We start from the raw sequence: 23157 nt of genomic DNA on the forward strand, positions 1-23157 counted from the left end.
TCTCTGAGAGAATACCAGTCCATGTTTGCCTTGACGAAATCTGACCTGAACAAGTCAATTCTAGGCTGTGGTGATGGGCCTGCGAGTGCTAATGCAGAGATCACAGCGCTGGGAGGTAATATCGTTTCTGTGGACCCCATCTACCAGTTTAGCGCCGCACAGATTCGCTCAAGAATCGATGCGGTTTACCCGCAATTAATGACCAGGATGGAAGAAGATGAAAAGAAGTATGTCTGGTCAACCATCAAAGATGTAAATCAACTGGGAGAGATCCGCATGAGTGCGATGGAGACCTTCCTGTCTGACTATGAGTCAGCAAGTGAAGAAGGTCGGTATATCCCTGCGTGTCTACCGGATCTCCCGTTCCGCGATCATCAGTTTGAACTTGCTTTGTGTTCTCATTTTTTATTTCTTTATAGTGAGCAGGTCAATCTTGATCAGCATATTCGAGGCATAAGCGAGCTCTGTCGCGTGGCTGAGGAAGCGCGTGTCTATCCGCTATTGGCACTGGACGGTGTTATTTCGCCGCACTTAAAGCCTGTAACTGACGCGCTGGCAAAGGCTGGTGTTTCCGTGTCTTTGCAGCCAGTCGGTTATCAGTTCCAAAAAGGAGCTGTTGAAATGCTCGTTGCAAAGAGAATCGTATGACATGAGAATGCTTACTGACTGCTGACTGCTGACTGCTGACTGCTGACTGCTGACTGCTGACTGCTGACTGCTGACTGCTGACTGCTGACTGCTGACTGCTGACTGCTGACTGCTGACTGCTGACTGCTGACTGCTGACTGCTGACTGCTGACTGCTGACTGCTGACTGCTGACTGGCCTGGTGGAAACAAATTTATGACAGGTGAAGACCAACTCATCCTGCTCGCAGAGATCTCGATCGCGCTGGCTGGATTCGCCGGTATCGTGGTGACCTATCAATTCCGGGATACGCACAAAATATCCCGCGGAAATGCCGTAGGGCTGGCACTGATCATTCACTGTGGGCTGGTGGATGGTTTCTTTGCGGTGTTACCCATGGCGGTATTTTTCCTGGGCGTCAGTGAGCAGTCGGCCTTTCGATTCAGCAGCGCGATGCACTGTGTGAACTATGCTCTCTATTACGCCTGGACGATTCGCAACATGCGGGGCGTACCCGTTCGCAATCAGGGGGCGAAAGTGTACTTTCTCGCTCTTTATGCCCTGGGGGTAGGCGTTTTCGTAATCAACGTGCTCAATGCCCTGAACATCCACTTTCATGGCGAGTTCGGGCCTTACTTTCTGGCCTGTCTCCTGCCGTTAATGATAGCGGGTTACATGTTTGCCCGGCTGGTGTTGCGACCGCTCTGGCGAGCCCTCAGGGAAGCAGAGACTGACGCCACCTGATCAGGCTTCCCCGGGCATCAGCACCACCTTATTGCGAGTGCAGTTCGCGAATTCCTGGTCGCACTGCTGCCGGCTGGTTGCTGCTGGACCGGTTCACTGATTCCAGCGACGGAAGAATCTGAACAGTGAGCGGGGCCGGGAGCGGGAGCGAATCTCGAATTGCTTTATCAGGTAGTCCCCGGCTACCGTGCCCGGATCAAGGCGGACGCGGGTAATCGGCGAGGATTCATTCAGACCTATCACCAGCTTGTTTACGCCCGCGTCCAGCCGTTCGGATTTGCGGCGCGTGGCTGAGAACTCCGGCTCCGACTGCGTGGTATAGAATATTTCCGCCACGGTGCTGTCTGGTACGTCGAGTTCGATATAAACACCGATGTCGCTGGTGGGACTCTCCAAAGGTGGAAAGTTTATATAGGGATCGCTGCCGGAGGCGGTGATTTCCAGTCGGCGTGCCGTCAGTTTGAGTCTGCTGATCTGGTTCGACGTCACGCTGGCCGGGTCAAAATCCTCGGCCAGATTATAGTGGGTCGTGGGCAGGTCAAAGAACAGTCTGATTCGCTCCGCCAGTTCTCTGGCTCTGGCTTCACTGGCCTGGAAAAGGGGGCTGTCTGCAGGGCTGAGCCCGCCCGCCGCTATGATGTTGCTTTCCCGTGTCAGGGATAAACTGTCTGTGTATATCTCATCGATGCCCAGAGACTTCAGGTACAGAAAATCCGCATAGTTGTTGATTGTATGGGCATAGGTGGGGATGCCCAGGTTGTCCAGTTCCCTGGGTAGATTCTGTTGGGATCGGTCGCTATTCATGGTTACCGCCCACAACTCCATGCCGGGCAGGGTGTTCAGTACCGCCTGTGTGCCTCCCGGATACAGATAGAGGGTCCAGATCAGGTTTTCATAGCCCAGGTCCCTGGCCCGCTGGTATTCATCGGGCTGGTAGATCTGGGGGAAGATACGGGGCTGGTGTTGAGGGTAATGGGTGCTGATATGAGCCAGGGCGTCGATGTTACGCTCCTTCACATCCGTGATCAGTACTGCATCGGGGTGGTCGGAAAACCATGTCATGAAGGAGGCAAGTGTGCACTTGGTGACCGGTGAATGTTCCTCTACCAGTCGTTCAAATTCCTGTTGCGAAACCGGCTCTGTCGGAGGCAATCCGAAGCTTCTTGCAAAACTTTCCTCCCAGTCATGCAGGCATACAAGCTGCTGGTCGGATGTCCAGCTCAAATCGATTTCAAAGGCCCGGAAGCCGTCAGCATAATTGGCTTCCAGGGCTTCCAGAGAGTTGGTGTAAGTTTTTCCGTCTATCTGGCCGCCGGCATGGGCGATGCGGGGCAGCACCGGCTGCGGTTGCGCATCCAGCCCGGAGCCGATCAGCAGTGTCAGCAGAACCAAGGCTGGCCCGATCAGTCTGGTTGTTGAAGACATCAGCGCGACCTGATCTCAAGTCTACTGATCAGGAAGCGGCCGGAACTGGCCCCCGGGTCGATCCGCAGCCTGCCGGTGCGGGCGACATCGTCGAGTCTGAAAACGATGTGGGTTTCACCACTCTGAGTGCCGAAGCTGATCGTTTGTTCCTCGGAGTAATCGGAGTTTTCTAGCGACGAATAATACAGCGTGATGGTGGACGCCTGCTCGGACTCGACGGTGATGTAAAGGCGGGTGTCTTCCGGGGTATCAATGGTCAGCTCCGGCAGGATGAAGTAGGGATCCCTGCCGGTTGAAGTGAAGGCGAGGCCCCGCCGGGAAAGCCTGGCATCCTGCACATGCTCCGAAAAATCCAGATCCGCCACACGTGATTGGTTCAGGGAGTACAGCAGGTTATTACTCCGGGAGGAAAGGTGATTGCTGTTGATGAAACGTAACGCTTCCCGGCGGGCACCAGATTCACTGGGGTCGTACGGGCTGTCAATGCCTTCTTCCAGCAGGTCAATGCCGGCCAGAAAAGTGACGTTATGCCCAACGCCAAGTAAATTCAGAATAGTCGGTGCCAGGTCTACCGGGGTCGCCTGATCCTGCGCCTGATCATGGGGGGGCGTATTCAGAGCGGTGAAGTACAGGGTGCGCTCATAGTTCCTGGGGAACAGGGGTTGCGCGTTGTTACGCATACCGAGATGGTCGGAGACCAGTACCACGATGGTCTCTTCATAGGCCGCATGCTGCTTTAACTGCTCCACGAACTTCCCAACCAGCTGGTCCGTGCAGTGCACGGCGTGCAGTATCGAATTGTCGATGGCCTCGAAGGGTTTGCACCCATGGGAAGGTTCCCCGGTGGGGTGATGGGTGTCCACCGTGAGCACCGTCAGGTTAAACGGCCGGCCTGTCTCTGCCAGCCTATTGAATTCGTCAATGGCCAGCGAGAACAACGAGTCATCGAACAGGCCCCAGCCACCCAGATAAGATGGGTCAGGTAGTCTTGGGGCGAGTTCCTCCCGTCCCAGCACCTGATCAAAGCTGTGGGCTCTGAGAAATTCTCCTTTGCCGGCAAAATCCAGCGAGGCGCCTCCCATAAAAACCTGTTCGTAATCGGCCTTGTCGAGCACATCAGGCAGACACCAGGCGCGGTCGAGAAACCCGGTGAACAGGATGGCGTTACCGTCCAGGCCAAGGTTGTGCACCAAGGGCGTACCACACAGCGACGAGACGATACCGCCCATGGTCCATTCGCTGCCACGAACCTGGTTCAGGTTATCCAGTGCCCAGCCCTCTTCGGCAAAGCGGTTCAGGTTGGGTGTCAGCCCTGGAAAAACCGCGTTATCCGTATAGATTTTGCCCAGACCTTCCATGAACACCATGACCAGGTTTTTGCCGGCGGTAGCTGCCACATCAGCATTTTGCAGGGCGCTCTGATTCAGCTTCAGCCGCTCCCAGTCTATAGCGGACAAGGACAGCACCGCCGGTGATGAGTCGCTATCCAGCGATGCCAGTGTTGTCTGCCTGAGCCCCGGGTCGAGCAGCAGTGCGGCGATGAGAAGGAGTGCCAGTACACCCCCTGTTGGCCTGATCGTGTCGAGGCGATTTCTGAAGTACAGGAAGCATAACCAGAGTGAGGTCAGCCAGGCCACAAACAGTGTTACCAGAGGCCAGTACACGGACCACGTTACGCGCAGGGTGTCGAGATTGAAATGGAAATAAAATTGCTGATTGAAATAGCTGCCCTGCAGGTAATAGCTGAGGAATTGTCCAAAGAAATACAGGGCGAGCAGCGTAATAATTGTCAGCCCGGCCAGATTGCGTACCAGTCCGGGGCTGAGCCTGCCCAGTGCTGGCCCCAGAAACAGAATCAACAGGCCCAGCGATAACAGTGCCGATAGCGTGATTGCAGGACTTTGTTCCAGGCTGAAGTACTGAGACCCGAGCACGGGCAGGGCAAACAGCACCAGAAAAAAAGTCTGCATGTGTTTCATTGACCGCGCTCCGGGGGCTATGTGAGCAAGACCGTACTCGCCATCTCTCTGCCAGAATCGAAAATCACTTAGGTTACCTGCTGTTGGTCGTGCAGTCCAATTTTCGGGCTATCTGAGGGTGTGCAGAAAGTGCAGGTGATTCTCATACTGGCTGAGCAGGTTTGCCATTACCTGCTCTGGAGACCAGCCCATAATGTCATAATCCTGCCCTCCCTCGCGAAGATGGACTTCGGCCCGGTAGTAGACATCAAGGTTGTCCGCCCGGACCTGGGTGCCGCTGGTCTGTACCGGCTGGAGAAGAATGGTCTGGTCGTCAGGAATAAAATGGGTCCGGACAAAAGGGCGGTCAACCTGGTATTGACCCCTATGGGAAAAAGCAAAGTTCAGGATGCTCCGGAACTCCTGCAATCCGGCTTTCTCCGGGAATACCGTAAACTTGAAACCTGGGAGCAGCATATGTTGCTGTCGTCTATGCAGCGGATAGCCGCTATGATGAATGCAGAAGACATCGATGCTTCACCGATCCTCACTTTGGGGGAGTTGAAGCAAGAGTGAGTCCGGTGACAGTCGCGGCAGTGTGAGGGCGCTCGCCGAGAGTAAGGTGGTCTGATAATGAGAAAGCAGGCAAAGCGCCTATGCGATGAGATCAAGGCCGACGCTCGTCTGGTCGCCCGGTACACGGGCCGGGAAAAATTCAGCGAGCGGGTCATGCAGGCGATCACCGAGGTGGCGCGGGACAGCTTCGTGCCCGAAGACCTCAGGGCCGAGGCCTACGACAACCGCCCCCTGCCGATAGGCCATCAGCAGACCATTTCGCAGCCCTTCATTGTTGCCTTGATGACCGACCTGTTGAACCCGCAGCCGGGCCAGCGGGTTCTTGAAATAGGCACCGGTTCTGGCTATCAGGCCGCCATCCTCGCCAGACTGGTGGGCGAAGTCTACAGCATCGAGCGGATTGCAGGTTTGGCGGAAGCGGCGCAGCAGCGCTTGCAGAACCTGGGCTATAGCAATGTTCACGTGCGCTGTGATGATGGCAACCAGGGCTGGCCCGAGGCCGCGCCTTTCGACGGGATCATCGTGACTGCCGCTGCCTCGGAAATTCCCGCCAGCCTGACCGAGCAACTGGCGCCGGGTGGTCGGCTGGTTATTCCCATCGGTCAGCGCTGGGGGCGGCAGTTGTTGATGCTGGTCTGCAAGGATGCAACCGGCAGGCTGCATAGGCGCGAAATACTGGATGTTGCCTTCGTGCCGTTACTGCCTGGAAAACAAGCAGAGCAGTAGTCAGGCAATTCCTCTCGCAATCATTCATTTCTCATTCTGTGGCCAGCAGAACGACCGTGATGCCGCCGCGGCCGATCGACTCACCCGGCGAGCGGCTGCCTGGTGCTTTAGCCACGGGTGGCCTGCGTCACAGTGTCGCATTCTGTCAATTCCGTGAATGAAATTGATTTGTATCAAGCGGCAACCCCTGTAGCTAAGGAGAATCTGGTTAAGTACCACAACGCTCTTCGGGAGTCTTTCGAGAGCCACTGCGCGGCGTCGTGCGCAGGGAATGGTCGATCCCTTGCCAGGCGCGACAACGCCTCGCCGTGGCGACCGACAGGCCCCCGCCCGGCGCAGCCATCAGCAAAGGCGGCTGGCTTCGTTGCGCTGTCTTGACAGGCCGACCCATGCCGGCGGCAATGAGCCTTGCCAGCGAGCTCGTCTGAAGGCCGAAGCATTGTGGTACTTAATCAGAGGCTTCTTAATTGTAGATTAAGAAAACTCTGATTGAATACCGTAACGACTCTTAAAAAGGCACCCCGAGGGGTGCACAGTGGTCGGCAGCAGTAAACGTGGAGAGCTGACAGCTGCAGTGCGAAGCGGACAAGCCGCCTGCATGAATGTTCCGCCGAATGTCGGAGCAGCCGGGAGCTATAAACCAATAGAGGATTTTTCCAATGAAGAAGGGTAGCTACACACGTCTGTTAGTCGGACTGTTTCTGATTCTTTTCGCCCGTTATGGTTTAGCCCAGCCAGGCCCCGGGCCTGGTTATCAATGCCCGGCCTGCGACGTGGAGTACCCTGCGGCCCAGGTGCTGGCCGAGATCATCAGCGACTTCCTGGATTTGTCGCCGGGGATGGTCACGGTGGTGCAGGGAGATGCCCCCAACGTCTATACGGTCACCCTGCCGGACGGTACATTGCTGAGTATTTCACCGGTCGGTCCAACCTTTCGTTACCGCAATGCCGTGCAGAGGCGCCTGCAGCAGACGGAAGAGGGCGGTCTGCGCTTACGATCCCAGTCCCGGGCGGAGCTGCATATTCGCAGTGCTGTCCACCAGGAGGCCGAATTGATCGGCGAACTGTTGCGGTTGGGCTGGGGCAACTTTCACTGGCTGCGGCACGGCCTGGAAATGGAGTCACCTGCCGGGCAACGCTATTGTTTCAGGCCCGACCTGATTCTGGGGAATGTCAGTGCCCCTGGTGCTATTCAGGTTGGCATGGACGGTGACGGAAACCTGCTGGTCTCACATCCTGATGGCGTTCAGCAGAGGCTGCATGCCTGTGCCCATGATTTCTTCCAGCTGCGAGATCAACTGCGTGCAACCGTGCAGCAGCAGCTGATGCTGAATGTCGACGGAACCTTTCAGTTGATGGCTGGCGAGCAGGCACTCAGATTTCGGCTCAATGCGGAGCTGGCCTGGTCAGATGACCTCGATCACCCGGGTTTTTATACTGATGGCGACAGAATTCTGTTGCGCTACCGCGATGGCTGGGAGCAGGAGCTTGTGCCTGTCGATTAGCAGGCGGTAGACCAACTATAACGCCTGGCCAATTCTGCGGCAAAAACTGGCTCAGAATGCTCATTTACGCTCAGTAAACTGTGCTGTCTCGCCAGTTTTTGCCCCGGCCTGTCAGCCTGGCCGCGGGCCGGCTGCAAAAATTACCTGATGCGGGTTCCTGATCTCAACTTTCCGCATCCTCGACTGATTTTCTGCTGAATTTACGCAGACTCTCCGACAGGCTCGCCAGTTTCTCCTCAACACGTTTATTGATCGAGCCTTCCGGGAATCGCCCCTGGCTGTCCCGGGCGCCGGCCGGTAAACCTGTCAGTATCTCAACCGCCTGATCGACGTTGTCCACAGCATAAACATGGAAGCGACCCTCGCTCGCGGATTTCACCACATCGTGGCGCAGCATCAGGTGTTTGACGTTGGCTGCGGGAATGATGACACCCTGCTCCCCATTCAGCCCGCGCGCCAGGCAGATATCATAGAAGCCTTCAATTTTCTCATTAACGCCCCCGATGGGTTGTGCGTAACCGAGCTGGCTGACTGAGCCGGTTATAGCCAGTGACTGACGAATGGGGGTGTCCGCCAGGGAGGACAGCAAGGCGCAGAGCTCTGCCATGGATGCACTGTCGCCGTCCACTTTTCCGTAAGACTGCTCAAAGGTCAGGCTGGCCGACAGGGACAGGGGGATGTCTTTGCAGTAACGGGAGGCCAGAAAGGCAGACAGGATCAATACGCCTTTGGAATGAATCGCGCCACCCAGTTTAACTTCCCGCTCGATATCTATTACCTTGCCACTGCCCAGGCGGGTTGTTGCCGTTATGCGGGCCGGGTAGCCAAACCGGAAGTTGCTCAGGTCGATGACCACCAGGCCATTGATAGAACCGATCTGTTCTCCATCGGTGTCGATCAGCAGGGTTTCACGCTGTATTTCGCTGCCCAGTTTTTCCTTGACCCGGCTGACCCGATAAATCTGCTCGTCGATGGCTTTTTGCACATTGTGGCTTCCCACCCGCTGATCGCCATTCTTTCTGGCCCAATGGGAGGACTCTTCCAGAAGATCCACAATGCTGTGCAGGTGAGTGGATAGTTTTTCCGCATCGCTGGCCAAGCGTGCGCTGAATTCGGTCACCCTGGCCACGGCCTGCGCATCAAAAGGCGGCAGGTCTTCTTTTTTAATCAGGTGGGCCAGCAGCCGGGAGAACTGGGCGACGTTTTCCGGTGTCCGGTCCATTTCCTCTTCGAAATCGGCGGCTACCTTGAACAGTTCCTTGAAGCCCGGATCGTATTGCAGCAGGGCATAGTAGAGAAAGCGTTCGCCCAGCAGGACAATTTTGATGTCCAAAGGAATGGGTTGCGGCTCCAGGCCGGCGGTGTCCATCATGCCGTATAAGGTGCCGATAGACTGAATGGAAATCCTGTTAGCGTTCAGGATCCGCTTCAGGGCATCCCAGGCGAACGGTTGCTGCAGAAGTTCCAGACCGTCCAGCAACAGATAACCACCATTAGCGGTGTGCAGGGCGCCGGGTTTGATGTGGGTGAAGTCTGTGACCAGGGTGCCCATGTGGGATTCGTACTCCACCCGCCCGGTCAGTTTCGGATAGGCAGGGTTGTCCTCATACACTATAGGGGCGCCGGTAGTTTTCTTGTTGTCGATCAGCAGGTTGACGTCGTATTTGCGGAACTGGGGTGCATCCCCTCTGGCCAGTTCGAGCAGCTCGGGAGTGGCCTGCTGCTCGATAAAATCGTCGACGTTTTTGCGATGTCGTGTTTGACATTGGTAAGGTACCGGCAGACGTCCGGGAGGTCCCGGTACTTTTCCAGCAGGCTGGTGACCAGGCTCTCCACGGTTCTGGTTGCAGTGTCCCACACCAGCTTGCGGATCTCCGTGCGTTCTTCACGCGCCAGTTGTGGCATTTTCTGCAGCAGTGAGTTCAGGCGGTCTTCATATTGTTCAATCAGCCCGTTGATTCTTTGCTGTTCCTGTTGCGCGAGTTTGATGAACTCCTTATGGTCGATGGCTTTACCATTCACAATGGGTGCCAGCACGAAGCCCTGAGGGCCTCGGATAAGGGTGATATTGTCTGCTGATGCCTCCTCACTCAGTTTGCTGAATGCCTCGGCCCGCTGCTGTTCGTATTTCTCCTGGATCTGCTGCAGTTGCTTCTGGTAGTTCTCGGCTTCAAAAGCGACCGGCATGGAGGTCTTGGTGTCGTCGACCAGCTTCTTCATGTCGCGGCACAGTTCCTGCCCTTTGCCTGCGGGTAGACGCAGTGCATGAGGTTTCTGGGGGTTGTCAAAATTGTTGACGTAGCACCAGTCGTCGGGCGTTGCCTGGGACTCAGCCCGACGGGTCAGGTATTGCATAATCGTGGATTGCTTACCGATTCCCGCCGGGCCCAGTGCGAACAGATTGAAGCCTGACTTGTTGACCTCGATGCTCAGCTCAATCGCCGAGATTGCCCGCTGCTGACCAATAATCTCGTTAAGACTCTCGAGGTCATCGGTTGTATCAAAGGGCAGCGTGGCTGGATCGGTCGCGCTGAAAAGCTGATCGGGTGACAGTTCGTAGCTGTTTGGCATTGAATTTCCGTTATTTCTTCTCGCTGGGACAAAGGGGGTTGTTAGTGCCCGCTGTTTCGTCTCGCTGGCATGCAGAGATGTAAGAGCCCGCGCCAGAAAGATTGCAGGCGGATTCTAATCGTTTGATTTTAAATCGATCATGGCGCCAGCAACAGCTGATTCACGAAGCAGGTGGAGCTTGCTGTGGCGTGGACCATTTCGTCGTCGCCACAGGTGGATGCCGGCTTACGTTATGGTATAGTGCCGAGGCTTGCAGAATAAACAATATAACGCTCCTAAACACTACTAAAGATCCATGGGCAGCACTATGAAAAAGTTTGGCTCAGTTCTGGCGACCAGTCAGATAGCGGTTTAAAAGTCTTCTGGGGCTGAAAAGGTGATGGCTGTCAAGCGAAGCATTATCATCATTTGTCAGCCACAACAGTGATGAACTAAAACAAGGCCGAATTCGCTAAAGGCTATAGAGTGCGAGATCGCCCCACTCTTTCTAAAAGCGGAACCGGTTTCCCGGGTCAGATAATCGGTGGTTCGTCAGAGGGCATGCGGTCGGTATCGGGGTTGTATTCCTCGTGGAAGGCCTCCACGGACTCCGCCACTATACTCGGCTCGCTGAACAGGGCGATGTGGTAAAGCGCTTCGCCCTCATGCACCAGCGGCAGGTTATTGCGGCCTATCACTATACCTGCCACAGGCGCCTGAATTTCCTCTTCCCGTTCACCGAACGGATCTGCCACCCAACCGATGGGCTGGCCTTTTTCCACGTGGGCACCCAGGGGCACGATTGTGCGCATGATGCCGCTCTGGGGCGCTCTGACCCAGCGGCTGGAATTAGCCACCAGAGGCTCTGTTGCCAACGGGCGAGCCTTCCTGGCAGGGAGCATGCCGAGGTTTCGCATCACCCTTGTAATGCCCTTGACGCCAGCTCGAATCGCCACTTCGTCGAACCGCAGCGCTTCACCTGCCTCATAAACGAGGACGGGAATCTTGTCGGCTACAGCCCGTCGCAGAGTTCCCTCCACGATTTCAGAATTCAGTATCAGCGGTACGCCAAAGGCGCGGGCCATCTGCTCGGTCTGAGGCGCATTGACGATTCTGGCCCGAATCTGCGGCAGGTTTTCCCGGCCGATGGCGCCGGTGTGAAGATCAATGCCGTGGGTGCACTGATTAACAATCTGTTTCAGAAAAGTGTCAGCCAGGCGCCCGGCCATGGAGCCGGTTTCAGACCCCGGGAATGCCCGGTTTAAATCACGTCGGTCCGGGAGATAGCGAGAGCGGGTGATGAAGCCGTACACGTTCACCACCGGTACTGCGATCAGTGTGCCCTGAATACGATCGACCGCCTTTGTTTTCAACAGGCGGCGGATAATCTCGACACCGTTGATCTCATCGCCATGGATGGCGGCGCAGACAAACAGCACCGGGCCTGGCTTGCGGCCGTTGATCACATACACAGGCAGAGAAACCGGCGTGTGCGAGTACAGTGCCGGCAACGGTAGCTCCAGGGAGCGGCGCTGACCGGGGGCGATACTGAAGTCGCCAAGCTTGATCGCGTCTTTCACCTCTAGCCTTTTCCTTTGGTGGCCGTGCGCCCGGACTTGTGATTACTTTCGATGAATGAAATGATCGATCCGGCTATATCCTTGCCCGTTGCCTCCTCGATTCCCTGCAGTCCGGGTGATGAGTTCACCTCCATGACCACCGGGCCATGGTTGGAGCGCAGCAGGTCAACACCGGCAACATTGAGCCCCATGATCTTGGCGGCCCGCACTGCGGTCGAGCGTTCCTCCGGGGTAATCCGGATCAGGCTGGCGCTGCCGCCGCGGTGCAGATTGGATCGGAACTCGCCAGCCTGAGCCTGACGTTTCATAGCGGCGACTACTTTGCCGCCAATTACAAAGCAACGGATATCAGCACCACCCGCTTCCTTGATGTATTCCTGCACGAGGATGTCGGCGCCGACTCCCATAAACCCTTCAATAACGCTCTCGGCTGCCTTCTGAGTTTCCGCCAATACCACACCAATACCCTGAGTGCCCTGCAGCAGCTTAATGACCAGCGGTGCGCCGCCCACCATCTTGATCAGGTCTTTAATGTCATCCGGTTTGTTGGCAAAGCCCGTCACTGGCATGCCAATGCCTTTGCGCGACAGCAATTGCAGGGAGCGCAGCTTGTCTCTGGAGCGGGAGATTGCCACGGATTCGTTCAGCGGATAGACGCCGGCCATTTCGAACTGCCTTAGAACCGAAGTTCCGTAATAGGTCACAGAGGCGCCGATGCGGGGTATGACCGCATCGAAACCAGCCAATTCTTCCCCCCGGTAGTGGATAGTGGGCTTGTGAGAGGCAACGTTCATATAACAACGCAGGGCGTCGATCACCTGGATTTGATGATCGCGTTCTATGGCAGCTTCAACCAGTCGACGGGTTGAATACAGATTTTTGTTTCTGGATAACAGAGCTATTTTCATCGTTTCTCGCTTTAATCAATATTTATTTCTGCTGACTGCCAGGCGCCAGGGTTTATTGAATAGTGTACAGTCACCGGGTATAAAGGGATTTGGCATCCAGTTTTCCACACAGGTAGGACGCGCCCGGGTCGACCAGGATACGCCCCTCCATGGCTTTCCTTCCCAGCAGCATTCTGAAGCGCATGGAGTCACGGTTGGTCAGTGTCATTTCGATCATCCATTGTTGACCACCGAGCTCCATGCAGGTCTCGATGACGTAGCGCATTTCCGTGTGACCACCTGAATCGGAGACCTTCCGCATGTCGACCAGGTCCGCTTCACACTGGACCACCAATGCAGCGTTATTCTGAATCGGGTGCATGCCAAACCTTACGATATCTTTCCCGCCCCGCTTAAGGCGTTCGGTTTCGAACGCATGCAGGGCGGAAGTTCTGGCCCCAGTGTCCACTTTTGCCTTGATGGCCGGCAGCCCCAGGCCTGGTAAGGTCAGCCATTCCCTCCAGCCAACGGTCAGCATCTTGTTTTCGTTCATCTTCGATTAGTCTGTCAGGCGATCTGGTCGATGGTGGTTCAGGATCTTTGGTGCAGAAAAAAAGCGCACAGTGTATCGGATAAAAACTCTGTTGGGGACCTTTCTCTGGTTCTGCAAAACTACTGCATTGCGCTGGTGCGGGGCAAGGCAGGAAGGATTGCCGGGCTCACTCCAAAATGGATTCAGCCGGACCGACCGGGAAAGTTCTCAGTCCCTCGATCTTCTCACGCTTCGCCACCTTCTGTGCGCGAATGCGGTCAGGCCCTGACAGATCTATAGTCTTGCTCGACTCTGACACTGGTGGGCATGGTAGCATGGCTGGCGGCAGGCTGGCATACTGTTTCGTTATCGCGAGCGGGAAACCCGTGCCTGCTTCGCAGAGTCGCCCTGCGGCCCGGCCAGTGTCTGTGCCGGGCAGGCCGCGCGGCGGGTGTCTATGGTTAGACGACAATAACTGAAAGCTGGAGGTTCGAGAATGAAAAGTATGAGCGTTCCAAAAATAAGATCAATGATCAGCGGCTCAGTGATTTGGGGGCCAGTCATTCGCAAAGGCATACTGGGCGCCGCGGCAGTACTGGCAGCCTCCTCAATGGCCCAGGAGTTTATGGCGCATCCATCTACCCAGGACCCGGCAGTCAAGGTGACGCTGGAGACCCTGGCGCGCTGGGAGGACGAACTTTCCAACTGGGGGCGTTGGGGAACCGACGACCAGCGTGGCACTTTGAATCTGATTACACCGGCCAAGACCCGTCAGGCCGCTGGGCTGGTCACGGAGGGAATAACCGTCACGCTGCAGCATTTTGTGACCCTGGAGAAAACCATTGATTCACAGACCTTCGGCCCCACAGATCACCGTATGAGCCGCCTGGATCCCGTTACCGGGTTGCCAACCTTTGCCCTGGACGAGATCAGCTTTTCATTGCATGACGGTATGCTGTCCCACCTGGATGCCCTGTGCCACTACCGAACGGAAATCGACGGCGAGTACGTGATTTTTAACGGCTACCCGCAGAACCTTACTGCCGATGGCTGCGTGGACCTGGGGATCGATCGCATGGGCACTTCCTACGTTACCCGGGGCGTGCTGGTTGATATGCCTCTGATGCGGGGCGTGGACTGGCTGGATCCCAGCACACCCATCTACGTGTCTGACCTGGAAGCCTGGGAGGAGTTTGCCGGCGTCAGGATCGGCAGCGGCGATGCGCTGTTCATTCGCACCGGCCGCTGGACCAAGCGTGATGCCGAGGGCCCCTGGCGATACGGGCAGGGCGGTGCAGGCCTGCATGCTTCGGTGTTGCCCTGGCTGCGCGAAAGAGATGTGGCCATCCTGGTCGGCGACGCGGTGAACGATGTCCAGCCTTCGGGTGTCGAAGGCATCAATCGTCCCATCCACCAGTTGACCCAGGTCAATCTCGGGTTGCCTATCGTGGATAACGGCTACCTGAAAGAGGTAGCAGCAGTGGCGCGACGGTTGCAACGCTGGGAGTTTATGACATCGATCCAGATCAATCCGGTGCCTGGTGGTACGGCCAGCCCGTTTAATGCCCACGCAACTTTCTAGGAGGTTCAGTAAGCGGGGAGTCAGTCCGGATAGTCTTATATCTGGAACAAACGATAGATAAAGGTGAAAGCTTGAATACCTGTCGCCTTTAATCACCTGACAGGTAATACCGCAGATCAATGGCCTGGTCCGGAACCAAAGTTCCAGGCCAGGCCATTGTTGTCCTGCTTGGCCGAAGCACCTATCTGGCCAGGGGGTCAGGCCGCATCTGAAAGTGATAGACTTTGCTGGTAGTGCCGGCACCTGTTTCCATGTGGAATGGCGCCCGGCTTGAGATCGTGGCCCAGAGGCCTTGACCCTGCCAGCCTGCATCTGGATCATCAATGCGGCCATCCAGCCATTTGGTGTAAAAGCCCAGTGGGTAAGGAACGGTCAGGCGCACCCATTCGCCTTGATTAAGGACCAGCAGGGCGCCTGACTGATTGCCAGTGTTGATGGGTGTATTGGCACCCAGCCCGAGGGTATTGAACTGATCCACCCAGGTGTAATAGCTGCCCTCTGAACTGCCTGATTGCTGGAGATTCTTGAATTGAGGCAGGGGTTCGGTAAAGAAGGTCCAGCCTTCCGGGCAATGTTGCCCGGTTGCCTCCGGGCCATTGAGAGGTCCGGTGCACTTGCGCCGATCAAAGCTGCCCATGTGGCCACTGGCCAGGGCTACCCAGGCTACGCCATTGCGGTCGATATCCATGCCTCGTGGCGAAAAGCCCTCGATTGCGTCGCCATTTTCATCGATGGGAAGTTCGTAATATTCGGTGATGGCCGTGGTGGTGGGGTCATCCCCGGGCACTACGCGGACAATCGCTCCCGGGTAACTCAGATTGGAACCCCACACCGAGCCATCGGGTGCCGGGGCAACCGCGTAGAGGCCTGAATTGATACGCTTGTCCAGATCGGGATCGACGGGCGCATCCGGGGCCACGTAATCGTCCCGCCGGCCATTGCCGTTGGTGTCAAGGATAAACGGTGTCCAGCCCTGGGCGGCCACGGCGTCTCCGGTTTCCAGAAACTCCCGGGTATTGAGCCATCCCACCACGCTACCACCACCACTGGTCCACAGCGTGTCGTCCTCGTCTTCGGCGAACATCAGGTGGTGGGTGCCGAAACAGGTATTGATCGGTGTGTAAGTATCGGTGGATGGATCGTAGACGCCCAGATGCCGGCCTGAAGGGCCCAGCGGAAATTCCCGGGCAGAGGGGTGGTCCGAGCCATCCTGGCAGAATTCAGGAACGTCGCCAGGGGCCCTGGCCCGCGATGTAATCCATACCCGACCTTGGCTGTCCATCATGGGATTGTGCACGGTGGTGGCGGCGTCCCAGATCGGTTCGTTACCCCAGTAGGGTGAAGGAGCCATCGGCGCGGTCGGCGCCGGCTTATAATCCGGGTCTTCAGGGAATACAGGAACCTGATCGGTGCTATGGGTCGCCGGATCGAGCACCGGCAGGTAGTCGGCGCTGTTTTCCAATGCCCCGTAAAGTTTGCCGTAGCCATTGACGGTCGGATCACGCCGGTCCGTCGAAACCAGGTCATGCAGGTAGGCAGTGGGATCCGCCCAGTCCCACTGGGTGATCACTACATTACGTTCCAGCCCCTGCGGTCGCTCCGGCACCGGCGGCAACTCACCGGCCGCAATGCGGTCGGTCCAGTCAGCGTACATTGTCAGGGCCCGGTCGCCCATGCCTGCCAGTATCCGGCTCATGAAGCCGCCGGCCTGTCCGGAGCGCACGCGCCGGTTCCAGACATCGAAGCTGGTTTCGGCATCGGCAAACAGGTCGGGAAAGGTGCGGGTGGCCGCGTTACCCATCTGATGGCAGACTACGCAACCACCATTGGTGACCTGGCGTATAAAATCGTCCTGGGTCTGCACTTCCGGTGCAATGCCATTGCCGTCGGGGCCGGTCCCCGGAAATTCATGTGCTTCAGGAATCTCTAGCAGGGAATACCAGTAGCCGGCGGGGTAGTACTGGGCCGCAGCCGCGGCATCAGGTGCAACCTCCGCAGTCAGATTCAGCTCGGCCCCGGGGGCAGCGGTAACGCGCGCGGAGTCCACCAGGCCATAGCCTCTGACCCAGATCTCGTAACCGGCATCGGGGAGGTCCGGGATGACGTAGCGCCCCTGGTCGTCGGTAACAACAGTTTTGGAATAAAGAGTTGGCAGATCACGAGTCTCGGCGATTACCCAGACGCCTGCTTCGGGTCCATTGGAGCTGGTGACGATGCCTCCGATAGAGTCACCGTCCAGAGCCACCGGAGAGGCAGAGGTTGAATCCGGGGTGGTCGTTGTCGAGACAGACTGGTCAGTAACACCCGGCTCTCCACAGGCAGCAACAACCAGCAGGGTTATGACTGTTAGAGTCGACCGCAGGGGATGGATATTGGGCATGGGGACCTCTTCTTCTTTTTCATTGAGTGTATGGTCAACACACTGTACTGCGCCCGGACAGCACTGGCAATGCCTGTCTGGATCAATCGATCCCGAAGGAACTGGCTGTTTATCGCTGGTAATAGCCCATTTGGGGTAGCATAATGCGCGGCGCTTCTGTTATCGCAGCGCCAGGCCGGGAAATCCCGGCCGTCTCTTTTCCATAATGAATTTGCGGGACCCCCATGCAAGCCAAAGTTTCCTCGACCCTGCCTGAAGCCGCGGCGAATATCGTTATTCGGCCGGCAAGTCCGGAGGATCTGTCGCCCCTCATGGCCCTGGAGATGGCTACTTTTGCCACAGACCGGTTGACCAGGCGCCGAATGCAGCACTGGATACGGGCTGAAAACGGCATTCTGTTGCTGGCGGAGCAGGAGGGAGTGTTGCTCGGCTACTGTCTGGCATTGTTGCACCGGGGTATCCGGCTGGTGCGGTTGTACTCGCTGGCGGTCAGCGAGGAGGCGCGAGGCAGGGGCGTTGGCAGTCTGCTTGTTTCCCGATTGGAAACCCTGGCTGCCAGGCGCGGTAAATTGTTCATGCGCCTGGAAGTGGCCCATGACAATCTGGCGGCAATCAAGCTTTACGAAAAGCTCGGCTTTGTCATTTTCGGCACGCTAGAGGATTACTACGAGGATCACCGGAACGCGCTGCGCATGCAGAAACGGATACGCTACCCGGGAGAAAGTCTCCGCCACCGGGCCGTGCCATGGTATCGGCAGACAACCGGATTCACCTGCGGCCCGGCGTCCCTGATGATGGTGATGGCAGCGCTGGACGATTCCCTGCAGATCACCCAGGAGTTGGAGCTCGATATCTGGCGGGAGGCGACAACTATTTTCATGACGGCCGGCCATGGCGGAAGCCACCCGGTCGGGCTGGCGCTGGTAGCCCACGCGCGCGGCTTCCGGGCCAGAGTGATAATTAACAAAACGGAACCGCTGTTCCTGGAAGGCGTGCGCACGCCTGAAAAGAAACAGATCCTGACCGTTGTGCACAATCATTTTGTTGCCCAGGCCGAACAGGCGGGGGTTCCCATAATCCATTCCAATATTACCCAGAAGCAGGTCGAAGAATTCCTTGATGACGGCGCACTGGTACTGATGCTGATCAGTACCTACCGGATGGATTCAAGGAAGGCTCCCCACTGGGTTGCGATTACCGCCATCGATGACGAGTGCCTTTATGTGCATGATCCTGACCCAACGGAGATAGAGCAGAGCAGTCTGGACTGTCAGCATCTACCCATCCTGCGCAGTGACTTCGATCGTATGAGCGTGTTCGGCAGGAATCAGCTGCGGACTGCAGTAATCATTGAAAAATAGGCCCGAGCATTGCGGTAGTAAATCAGCGGTTTCCGAATCAGCGATTCGCTAAATAAAGCTTCAGGTTTTCCACCAGGAAATAGTGCCAGCCTCCCAGACAACTTTCCCGCGTGAACTCGGGTACCGTGTCAGGAAAATCTTCCTGTACAGTAAAGTTGAAGTTTAATCGTGACCCTTCCTGTTGCTCTTCGATATGAAAAACCGCCTCGGCTTTTCCCGGGTATCCGCCATATACCCAGGAGTAGGCGATTTTCCTGCCGGGTTCGACCGCAGTGACCTCCCACAGATGGAGAAACTGGCGTTCGCCTGAATCGACGGTGAAGCTGGTTCGAAAACCTTTGCGTGGTTGAAAATCAGGAATGTTGTCGAAATACCACTGGCGCATCTGCTCGCTGTCGGTAATGGCGGTCCACAGGCGAGAGGCCGGGCAGCCGTAATGCTGCGAAATTGATACCGGAGGTTCTGTGCTTTTCAACCGTCAGCACTCACTCGGGACGGATCAGGCTGAACAGAGAGTCGGCGTCTACCCGGGTGTAATCGTTATAACCCAGCCTGCCGATGGGCAACATTCGGGTGACATCGATCAGTCCTTCGTCGGTGATGAACTCGTCGGCGATGTGGATGCCGACTACTTCGCCAAAGATAACCTTGTAGACATCGGTGGGATCCCAGCCCGGGATTTCGACGGTCTTCAGATACCGGCATTCCAGGTTGACCGGCGCTTCCCCGATGCGTGGTGCAGCGACCAGATTACAGGGCAGGGGGGTAAGTCCGTTAAGAGCGATTTCATCCTGCTCCGGGGACAGGCTGGCAGAGGACTGATTCATCTCTTCCCGCGTCTCCCAGGTGGCCATGTTGCAAACAAATTCTCCTGATATCTCAATATTTCTCACCGAATCCTTGGTGCGGTCCGAAGCGGTGCCGACTCCAGCAGAAAACATGACCGTGGGCGGGCTGTAGCAGACGGCGTTGAAAAAACTGTAAGGTGCCAGGTTGAATATCCCGGCGCCATCCACGGAACTGATCCAGCCTATAGGGCGAGGAATAATGAGACTGTTAAAAGGGTTACGGGGCAGGCCATGGTTCTTTTTCCTGGGTTCGTAAAACATAAGTTCCTCATGCTGTCAGTTACCGGTGCTGGGCAACAATTGTCTGGAGTAGTCCTGTTCTTCGATGGGCCAGTGCATCAGGGCAGCGGCGATCCCCAGCGCGATGCCGGCCATCCAGATACCGTCATACGTGCCGGTACGCTCGTACAGCCAGCCCCCAAGCCAGACCCCACTGAAACTGCCGAGCTGGTGGCTGAGAAAGACGATACCATAGAGAAATGTCATGTAGCGGGTTCCAAAAAACAAGGCTACCAGGCCGGAGGTCGGTGGTACTGTCGCCAGCCACAGAAATCCCATTGCTGCACTGAACAGCAGGATGCTCGGGATGGTAACCGGTGCGAGCAGAAAGGCGGAAATCACTACCGCGCGGCCAAGGTAGATGGAGGCGAGTATTTTTCGCATGGAGCGCCGGCTGCTGAGAGTGCCTGCATAGTAGGAACCGAATACATTACACAGGCCGATCAGGCTGATACTCCAGGCGCCGATGGAGGCAGGAAAACCAAGATCCACCACGTAGCCAGGCATGTGCACTGTAATGAAGGCGACGTGAAAGCCGCAAACGAAAAAGCCTGACACCAGCAGTGTGTAGGATTTTACCCTCAGCGCGTTGCCGGCGATGCGCGCAAGGCTGGCATTGACGTGGGGTTCGTCATCGGTATCCCGGGGGCTTCCGTAGCGGGCCAGCGGGAAAGCAAACAATACCATCAGGAAAGCCGACAGACCCAGAAACTGTAAAGCCTGAAACCAGCCGGCTGCATCGACCACCAGCTGAATAAAAGGCACCACCAGGAACTGCCCCATGCTGCCGGCTGCTGTTCCCATGCCCAGTGCCCAGCCCCGCCGCTCTTCTGGCACTGCGCGGGCGATAGCCGGCAACACAATACCAAAGGAGGTTCCGGATATACCGGCGCCAACCATCAGACCCGCGGTCGAGATGACCTGCAGTTCCGTAGTTGAGAAAGCCATGGCAAACATGCCCAGGCCATACAGAAAGACGCCGGCCAACAAGACCCTCAAATTGCCATAACGATCAGCCAGCCCGCCGGCGATTACCGCAAAGACTCCCCAGGACAGGTTCTGTATAGCCAGCGCCAGAGCCAGCACGTCCCGTCCCCAGCCGTTGGCAGCCGACATGGGCTGCATGAACAGGCCGAAACCAGCGCGATAGCCGAACGACAGCACCAGTAACAGGCAGGCGCTGATCAGAACCGGGAGGTAGGACTTGGCGGATTGAGTCATGACTGGTGTGCTCTGTCAGCGCCAGGGGGGCAGTGTCATTCAGGCCGGTGAAGCCAGTCGCCCGAACTCGATCCACTGCGCCAGACCCGGGGCGAATTCCTCCCGCACCTTGCGATCATAGCGATCCAGATCTTCCTGGTTCACCACATCACGCCAGGGGCCATTGGTGCCTCTGTGCAGGAACGCCTCACCGCCGCCCTGCCAGATAGTGCCCGACAGACTCCCGCAGAGCGCTTCCATAATTAATCAGAGGTTCCTAAGTTATTTATCGCCTGGTTGCAGTTTCTATTGTTTATAACTCTTTATTACCAGGACTTTCAATTCATTTGGGGTGACCTGTGATAAATAATCAACTGACAAGGCGGTGAGCCGCGATAGGCAGTCAGTCAGCGAGCCCTTCTGAAGGTCAGCGCAATGTGGTAGCTGTTCAGCTGTTCCCGAAGGTCAATCAGGTGAGAGCAGCAACTGAAACCTTGACAGCAACACCTGGTGAGAACACTCTTCGTTTCGATACAGGAGACCTTGATTTTTTTATGGAAGGAAACTATGAAACAGTTTGTCTTGCTTGTTTTGCTGGTGCCGCTCTTTGCCCGGGCTGAGGTGCACACTGTGCAATCCGTGGATTATCGGGATTATCAGTCCCTGTTTTTCGATCCGCACTTTCTGACCATCAGCCCCGGGGACAGTATTGCTTTTACCGTGACCAATTTTGATCACCAGCCCCAGTCAGTTTTTGTTCCTGATGGAGCCCGACACTGGCAAGCGGAGAACGGAGAAAACATAACCGTTCAGTTCGAAGAAGAGGGTGTTTATATTTTTGACTGCCACTATCACAACGTGATGGGCATGGCGGGAGTCATCCTGGTGGGCAGTCCCGGTAATGTCGAAGCGGCGAGACAGTTCTTCGTAACATACCGGGAAGAGACTTTCGCGTTCAATAAAGCGCGCCTGGATTACCTCTGGGATGCTGCCAGCCCATTAGTTTCAAGCCCCCAGGGAGCCCCTGACTGATTGCCAACAGGCTCCGTCACCAGCCCCTGGTCCTGACTTACGCCTCTCGCGCTATTCTGTCTGGTATCGCCTGGGTTGAATGCGGTTGCCGACAGGATCAGGCATAGGTCGTATTGCCGTCCTCACTTTTATTCCTGCGCTCACGCACGCGGCGCAGAAAGCGCAAAAAGCGACGCAGGCTGAGTGCCAGTCCGGTCCACACCATTAATACTGCAAAGAAAGATACCAGGCCTGCAACAGTCTGACCGGGAAGGCCCAGGGCTTCCCCGGTATGCAGGAATCGCACCCAGGAGCGGGCCTGACGGCCGGGTGACTGGCTGGTGAACGGTTGCCACGCGACGACCTGTCCGGAAGCCCGGTCGAGGCTCAGTGTGTGGCGTTTTTGCGGCTCTCCGCCACTGCCCTGATCTATCGAGAAGCTCACCGTGTCGGCGCCAGCGGCGGGCAGGGTGATGGTGATCGCGCGCCAGTCGCCGACGTATTCGCTCTCCCGTACCCTGGCAAACAGTGCATCCAGCGACTGCGATGGGGCGGTGGCGCTGACGGCTGCCTGGTTTGCCGGTTGGGGCGACGAACCTGACCTTCGCTGCGGGGGTTCTTCGCCGGCCAGTCGGTAGACCAGGTTGTTGGCCCAGGAGTAGTTGAACACGGTCGCGGTGGCTACAATCACTGCCAGCGGGATGGCAGACCAGATGCCAAACACATGATGCCAGTTGAAGTCGCGGGCCTGTCCACTTCTGGCGTTGGGATGAAACCACAGGCGCCCGCGCAAGGTCGCCCAGCGAATAATGCCGGGCAGCCACAGATAAATCCCACTGAGCACCAGGAATAGAAACAGCAGATTGGCCGCCCCGGTAACGGCGCGTGCAGTGCTGCGGCCCTCTCCGGTGACGTTAAACCAGCGATGCCAGCCGGTGACAGCCGAAAAGAACCGATCAAGGCGGTCGTCGACAGATTCATGAACGGTGCCGGTGTAGGGATTGAGATGCAGGCGGCCTGAACGTCCGGCGCTGAGAATAACCGGTGCCGCCGGGTCGCGGTTCAGAATCACGCTGGAGGCTTCGAAGTCTTCAGTTTCGGCACTGGCCAATAATGACTCCAGCGGCAGCCGCTGTTGACCGGATTCCGGTTCATAGGAATAGGCCCGGCTTTCCTGCCAGGCAAGTATCTGCCGTTCGTAGGTAAGAATGACCCCGGTGGCCGACATCATCAGAACCACCAGTCCGGCCACTACACCGCAAGTGAGATGGGCCCAGAAAAAAAGTTTGCGAATCATGGTATTCCCTTTTGGTTTTCGTGAATGGTAATGGTTCTCATTTAGATTATCAATAACGAAATCGAGGAAGTTGCCGGCGCGGACAGTCGA

General features: G+C 56.7%; 21 protein-coding genes. 8 read left to right on the forward strand and 13 right to left on the reverse strand.

Going from position 1 to position 23157, the window contains the following annotated elements:
• Positions 1-21: 21 nt before the first annotated feature.
• Entirely contained in the window at positions 22-648 is a 627-nt protein-coding gene (locus tag R3F50_12545; GenBank protein MEZ5491131.1) for an SAM-dependent methyltransferase, read from the forward strand.
• A gap of 194 nt (positions 649-842) precedes the next feature.
• Positions 843-1370 (forward strand): hypothetical protein, encoded by a 528-nt coding sequence (locus R3F50_12550; protein MEZ5491132.1) that lies wholly within the window; start codon positions 843-845, stop codon positions 1368-1370.
• 93 nt (positions 1371-1463) lie between these two features.
• On the opposite strand, the gene R3F50_12555 is transcribed toward R3F50_12550, so the two are convergent.
• A complete protein-coding gene (locus tag R3F50_12555) occupies positions 1464-2795 on the reverse strand; it encodes a glycerophosphodiester phosphodiesterase family protein (GenBank protein ID MEZ5491133.1) in 1332 nt (443 codons plus the stop codon).
• Positions 2795-4774, reverse strand: coding sequence for a sulfatase-like hydrolase/transferase (locus tag R3F50_12560; protein ID MEZ5491134.1), 1980 nt, complete (start codon positions 4772-4774; stop codon positions 2795-2797). The genes R3F50_12555 and R3F50_12560 overlap by 1 nt, the downstream gene beginning before the upstream one ends.
• A gap of 120 nt (positions 4775-4894) precedes the next feature.
• Between R3F50_12560 and R3F50_12565 the strand changes: the two genes are divergently transcribed.
• From R3F50_12565 to R3F50_12575, 3 genes are all read left to right on the forward strand, one after another.
• Positions 4895-5329: a MarR family winged helix-turn-helix transcriptional regulator gene (locus tag R3F50_12565; protein MEZ5491135.1), complete on the forward strand. Its 435-nt coding sequence runs from the start codon at positions 4895-4897 to the stop codon at positions 5327-5329.
• Positions 5330-5386: 57 nt separating this feature from the next.
• Positions 5387-6055 (forward strand): protein-L-isoaspartate(D-aspartate) O-methyltransferase, encoded by a 669-nt coding sequence (locus R3F50_12570; GenBank protein MEZ5491136.1) that lies wholly within the window; start codon positions 5387-5389, stop codon positions 6053-6055.
• Positions 6056-6714: 659 nt separating this feature from the next.
• Positions 6715-7560, forward strand: a complete 846-nt coding sequence (locus R3F50_12575) for a hypothetical protein (GenBank protein MEZ5491137.1) — start codon at positions 6715-6717, stop codon at positions 7558-7560.
• A 163-nt stretch (positions 7561-7723) separates the two neighbouring features.
• Here the strand turns inward: R3F50_12575 and R3F50_12580 are convergent, their stop codons facing one another.
• The 5 genes from R3F50_12580 to R3F50_12600 all read right to left on the reverse strand — a co-directional run bounded on the left by R3F50_12580 (position 7724) and on the right by R3F50_12600 (position 13130).
• On the reverse strand, positions 7724-9172 hold the full coding sequence (locus tag R3F50_12580; GenBank protein ID MEZ5491138.1) for an AAA family ATPase: 1449 nt from the start codon (positions 9170-9172) through the stop codon (positions 7724-7726).
• 32 nt (positions 9173-9204) lie between these two features.
• A complete protein-coding gene (locus R3F50_12585; GenBank protein ID MEZ5491139.1) occupies positions 9205-10131 on the reverse strand; it encodes a Lon-like protease helical domain-containing protein in 927 nt (308 codons plus the stop codon).
• Between the two features lie 512 nt (positions 10132-10643).
• A complete protein-coding gene (locus tag R3F50_12590) occupies positions 10644-11690 on the reverse strand; it encodes a succinylglutamate desuccinylase/aspartoacylase family protein (protein ID MEZ5491140.1) in 1047 nt (348 codons plus the stop codon).
• A 2-nt stretch (positions 11691-11692) separates the two neighbouring features.
• The gene (gene rimK, locus R3F50_12595) at positions 11693-12598 is read right to left on the reverse strand and encodes a 30S ribosomal protein S6--L-glutamate ligase (protein ID MEZ5491141.1); all 906 of its coding nucleotides are present in this window, start codon (positions 12596-12598) and stop codon (positions 11693-11695) included.
• A gap of 70 nt (positions 12599-12668) precedes the next feature.
• The gene (locus tag R3F50_12600) at positions 12669-13130 is read right to left on the reverse strand and encodes an ATP-dependent zinc protease (GenBank protein ID MEZ5491142.1); all 462 of its coding nucleotides are present in this window, start codon (positions 13128-13130) and stop codon (positions 12669-12671) included.
• Between the two features lie 475 nt (positions 13131-13605).
• Here R3F50_12600 and R3F50_12605 point away from each other — a divergent pair, with 475 nt between their 5' ends.
• On the forward strand, positions 13606-14691 hold the full coding sequence (locus R3F50_12605; GenBank protein ID MEZ5491143.1) for a cyclase family protein: 1086 nt from the start codon (positions 13606-13608) through the stop codon (positions 14689-14691).
• A gap of 181 nt (positions 14692-14872) precedes the next feature.
• Here the strand turns inward: R3F50_12605 and R3F50_12610 are convergent, their stop codons facing one another.
• Positions 14873-17071, reverse strand: coding sequence for a carboxypeptidase regulatory-like domain-containing protein (locus tag R3F50_12610; GenBank protein ID MEZ5491144.1), 2199 nt, complete (start codon positions 17069-17071; stop codon positions 14873-14875).
• Between the two features lie 224 nt (positions 17072-17295).
• Here R3F50_12610 and R3F50_12615 point away from each other — a divergent pair, with 224 nt between their 5' ends.
• Positions 17296-18432 (forward strand): GNAT family N-acetyltransferase/peptidase C39 family protein, encoded by a 1137-nt coding sequence (locus R3F50_12615; GenBank protein ID MEZ5491145.1) that lies wholly within the window; start codon positions 17296-17298, stop codon positions 18430-18432.
• A gap of 37 nt (positions 18433-18469) precedes the next feature.
• Here the strand turns inward: R3F50_12615 and R3F50_12620 are convergent, their stop codons facing one another.
• The 4 genes from R3F50_12620 to R3F50_12635 are packed head-to-tail and all read right to left on the reverse strand — an operon-like array spanning position 18470 to position 21020.
• Entirely contained in the window at positions 18470-18907 is a 438-nt protein-coding gene (locus R3F50_12620; GenBank protein MEZ5491146.1) for an SRPBCC domain-containing protein, read from the reverse strand.
• Between the two features lie 10 nt (positions 18908-18917).
• The gene (locus R3F50_12625) at positions 18918-19541 is read right to left on the reverse strand and encodes a flavin reductase family protein (protein MEZ5491147.1); all 624 of its coding nucleotides are present in this window, start codon (positions 19539-19541) and stop codon (positions 18918-18920) included.
• 15 nt (positions 19542-19556) lie between these two features.
• Positions 19557-20780, reverse strand: coding sequence for an MFS transporter (locus tag R3F50_12630; GenBank protein MEZ5491148.1), 1224 nt, complete (start codon positions 20778-20780; stop codon positions 19557-19559).
• A gap of 39 nt (positions 20781-20819) precedes the next feature.
• The gene (locus R3F50_12635; GenBank protein ID MEZ5491149.1) at positions 20820-21020 is read right to left on the reverse strand and encodes a hypothetical protein; all 201 of its coding nucleotides are present in this window, start codon (positions 21018-21020) and stop codon (positions 20820-20822) included.
• Between the two features lie 306 nt (positions 21021-21326).
• On the opposite strand from R3F50_12635, the gene R3F50_12640 reads away from it, so the two are divergent.
• Positions 21327-21791: a plastocyanin/azurin family copper-binding protein gene (locus tag R3F50_12640; protein MEZ5491150.1), complete on the forward strand. Its 465-nt coding sequence runs from the start codon at positions 21327-21329 to the stop codon at positions 21789-21791.
• Positions 21792-21888: 97 nt separating this feature from the next.
• Here R3F50_12640 and R3F50_12645 read toward each other — a convergent pair whose 3' ends face one another.
• Positions 21889-23067, reverse strand: a complete 1179-nt coding sequence (locus R3F50_12645; protein MEZ5491151.1) for a PepSY-associated TM helix domain-containing protein — start codon at positions 23065-23067, stop codon at positions 21889-21891.
• Positions 23068-23157 lie beyond the last annotated feature (90 nt).

Source organism: Gammaproteobacteria bacterium (assembly GCA_041395725.1).
Lineage (GTDB): Bacteria > Pseudomonadota > Gammaproteobacteria > Pseudomonadales > Pseudohongiellaceae > NORP240.